This is a genomic window from Microvirga tunisiensis, from assembly GCF_009296175.1.
GTDB classification, from domain to species: Bacteria; Pseudomonadota; Alphaproteobacteria; order Rhizobiales; family Beijerinckiaceae; genus Microvirga; species Microvirga tunisiensis.
This window is the reverse complement of record NZ_VOSK01000525.1, coordinates 1-3,161: the sequence shown is the minus strand read 5'-3', so window position 1 is coordinate 3,161 and position 3,161 is coordinate 1. Positions and strand designations below refer to the sequence as shown.

General features: G+C 57.8%; 5 protein-coding genes. 4 read left to right on the top strand and 1 reads right to left on the bottom strand.

The annotated features are described in order from the left end of the window. The 3 genes from FS320_RS46640 to FS320_RS40630 all read left to right on the top strand — a co-directional run. A partial coding sequence (locus FS320_RS46640) for a hypothetical protein (protein ID WP_162003578.1) occupies positions 1-305 on the top strand: 305 nt, incomplete at its 5' end. A 435-nt stretch (positions 306-740) separates the two neighbouring features. Continuing rightward, positions 741-1,001 carry a hypothetical protein gene (locus FS320_RS40635; protein ID WP_152718184.1) on the top strand — a complete coding sequence of 87 codons (261 nt, stop codon included), beginning with the start codon at positions 741-743 and terminating at the stop codon, positions 999-1,001. Positions 1,002-1,594: 593 nt separating this feature from the next. Further along, on the top strand, positions 1,595-1,993 hold the full coding sequence (locus FS320_RS40630) for a hypothetical protein (RefSeq protein ID WP_244627713.1): 399 nt from the start codon (positions 1,595-1,597) through the stop codon (positions 1,991-1,993). A gap of 149 nt (positions 1,994-2,142) precedes the next feature. On the opposite strand, the gene FS320_RS40625 is transcribed toward FS320_RS40630, so the two are convergent. Further along, positions 2,143-2,352, bottom strand: a complete 210-nt coding sequence (locus FS320_RS40625) for a hypothetical protein (RefSeq protein WP_152718182.1) — start codon at positions 2,350-2,352, stop codon at positions 2,143-2,145. A 222-nt stretch (positions 2,353-2,574) separates the two neighbouring features. On the opposite strand from FS320_RS40625, the gene FS320_RS45630 reads away from it, so the two are divergent. Further along, a complete protein-coding gene (locus FS320_RS45630) occupies positions 2,575-2,730 on the top strand; it encodes a hypothetical protein (protein ID WP_153885399.1) in 156 nt (51 codons plus the stop codon). The last annotated feature ends 431 nt before the right edge of the window (positions 2,731-3,161 follow it).

Genomic DNA, 3,161 nt, shown 5'->3' with positions numbered 1-3,161 from the left:
CGGCCGGCTTCCTCATGGGCTTTGGTTTCCCGACCGGAATGCGGCTGGTGTCGGCGATCGACAAGAAACCAACCCCGTGGTTCTGGGGCATCAACGGAGCAGCCGGTGTGCTCGCGGCCAGCGTCGCCGTGCTGACGAGTATCGAATTCGGCATCGATACGACGCTTCGGATTGGGGCGATCTGTTACCTTCTGCTGCCCGGACCTGCTGTGCTTCTCGTCCGATGCGCCCGGGCGATGCGCGAGAGCGGCAGTTCAATGAGAGGCGAAGTTTCACCTTCGAAGCTCGACGCCACCTCGGTCTGATGATCGCGATCCTACGAGGAGTGCCACCGACATGCCAGACTCATACGCTCTGGTCTAAGCTGCAGCCCTTGAGACCCTCTCCTCCATAGCTTGTGAGAGACAATGACGATTACACGATTCACCCAAGCCCCGCTGGATAAGGCTGCATCGGATGCACGATCGCCTGCACGAGGCCATCAATGACAATGTGGAAGCCGCCGCGCTTTTGGGGCGGGCTGGAGCACATGCCTAAGAACAGCGCTAAGCTCAGCTGACACATCGATGCAGACGAACATCCATTTGCGGCCCTCTCGATCACATCATGCCCCTTGGTGCAGGAGACCAGGCACGAGTGCTCCGCTTGTGTCGGCAAGGCCTCGCCGATTATCATGCGGGCGGGACGACCAGGATCCCAAAGCGGAGGACAATCGGGATTGAGCCGCAAAAGGAGGATCCATGCCTGTCTTCAAGCACCTCGCCGAAGGCGAAAAGCCTGCCGATCCGGATCGGTATATTCTCATTGAGGTCATTCACGAGCCGGCCATCGGGAAGCAGTACACCGTGACCGGAAAGGGCCTTGATCGGGATCGCCAACCGCCCGGCAGTTTCTCAAGCCACACACTCGAAGATGCACGCGGACGGGCTCTGGAATTGGCCAAGGCCGTGAACGTGCCGATCATCTACTTGAGCAGCGGCATTGCCTGTACGAAGACGTAAGTTCGCGGAGGCGTTTCGAGAAAACATTGGCAACAGTTGGCCGCCGAAGCAGATAAAGAACCCGGCCTGTGAGCCGGGTCCGGATCGGTGGGCAGTCAGGAGCATCAAAACGGCTTCTGATCAATGCGCGATGCCCTGCTCCCGTTCCCGAAGGGCACATCCCTACACATTCCTGCCACGGCGCGAGAAGTACCAGATCGCTGCAATGACAATACCGCTTTTAGCCTGCGTCTTTCATCCTCTTGGCAGCTCAATTGTACCAGGGCACAGAAGTAAATAAAACTCGCTATTATAACCTGTTTAGCCAGATACTGGACCAACGAAGGCTCTGGGAAAATCACCTTGCACGTTGTGCCCGAGCGTGCAGAACAATGCATGCGGGATTTCATCATTCTATGTGCTGAGCGCGAATGACTTGTCCGTTCAGATGAGCGTCGGGTTCGGACCTTGCCTCGTCATCCAGCTCAATCGAGACGTTCATTGGCCTGCCCCTTCGAGTGCTGAAATCCTCGTAAGCCAACGTGAGCTGGGTCACGCGGTTCTCAGAGGTTCACTTGGGCGGGTTTTCTCATAGCGTACCCTAGATAGGACGAATGGAATCACGGGCTACTGTTCCTCTCTCACTTGGCCGCTCTCTGGCCATCCTCCTCGTTGGAGCAGTCTCGGTCACGCCCACGAGAGCACAAGAGAGTTTCTATCTTTATGAGCGCAATGCCCTGGCTGGAAACTACACGGCACAGCGGAATGCAGCCCACTGCCTCAAGACCGCGAAATGTGAGGGCGTGATATTCCCCAGAATGATGGAGGCATGCGCTTGGCGGATCGTAATCCTGGGATCCGGCCACCACTGGGTGAACCAGTCCGATATCGACAATTATCAAGACGATTGTGTCTCCAGCCTCTCAGCCCAGGAACAGGGTTCTGCCCTCGCTCTAGCCGAGCAGCTGTTCAAGCGCATCTACAAGCGCCCTCTTCCGCCGCTCACCGAATAAGGAGGACAAGGGGCATAGCGGTGAGGGCCAAGCCAGAGCCGAAAAAGAACCCAGCCTTGGGCCGGGTTCGTGTCTCCATAAGACAGTTACGAGCATCAAAACGGCTACGGAACAACGCCTGATGCCATGGTCCCGTTCCTGATATCCGCTTATACGCTCCTGCCGCGCCGCGAGAAGTACCAGATGGCGGCGATGACAATGATGATCAGCAGGATCACCCACCAGTAGTCCATGATCCCGCCACCGGCTGCGCCAGCATCACCAGCCGGAGGAGTGCCGGGAGTAGCGGGTGGGGTCTGGGCCCAGGCAGACGAGACAGCCAGGAAGAGAAAGCCCATCAATGCTGTGAGGTTGCTCATGGATATCTCCCTGTGACGGCCAGTGCATCCATCTCAAAATATTGCCAAGCTGGCCCTATCAGGGAACGTATTGAGGCAAGGCATGTTCCTATGCGAGCCAACTCGCAGTGCGTCGTGCGCACACCTCGCTGTAATTGGGCCCTCAAAACAAACGGGGTACTCCGACAGATGCATTGGTCCTGATCCCAGGAAGGGACGATAGTCTTACCAGGGCTGGGGGCAGTGACGATGGACAGTCTCACGGTGTTGGTGGTCGCGATCGGGTCTCTGTTGCTGGCGCTCGTGGCGTATCTCGCGGCGGTAGACTACATCGATCCGGTGCCGGACCCGAGGGCGCAGGGGTTCTCTCCCAGGCCGATGAGCGAGCGCCGCCCATAGAAAGAAAGCGCCCCGTCTTAAGGACGCTCCAAGGTGCGCCCACCGCTGCTAACCACGGAGCCGGTTTCTCCTGCATACTTACCCGGTGCTCCTGGCGTCAGTCGGATAGACGACAAACCTAAGAATATTTTACGCCTCGTAGCGGTGGTCCGTCGCGGCGCAGACGTTTGCGGAAGGCGGCCTCTGGGATCAACGGTCGGAAGCTGATGTCTATCCATGCAGAGGTACAAGATAGCAATAGAAGCTACGTCCGTGAAAAAGCCAAGGTTGAACGGCTCAATTGATGGTGCAGTTTCAGTTCTCTTGCACGATCCGAACGCAATCGATGCATTGCGGTTTGGCACCAGGATTTCGTTCCGGTGGGTGGCGACCAGCAAGCCGCGCCGCTCCCGTTTGTCGGGGCCACCAGCGCGACAGTGGTAGGGTTCATG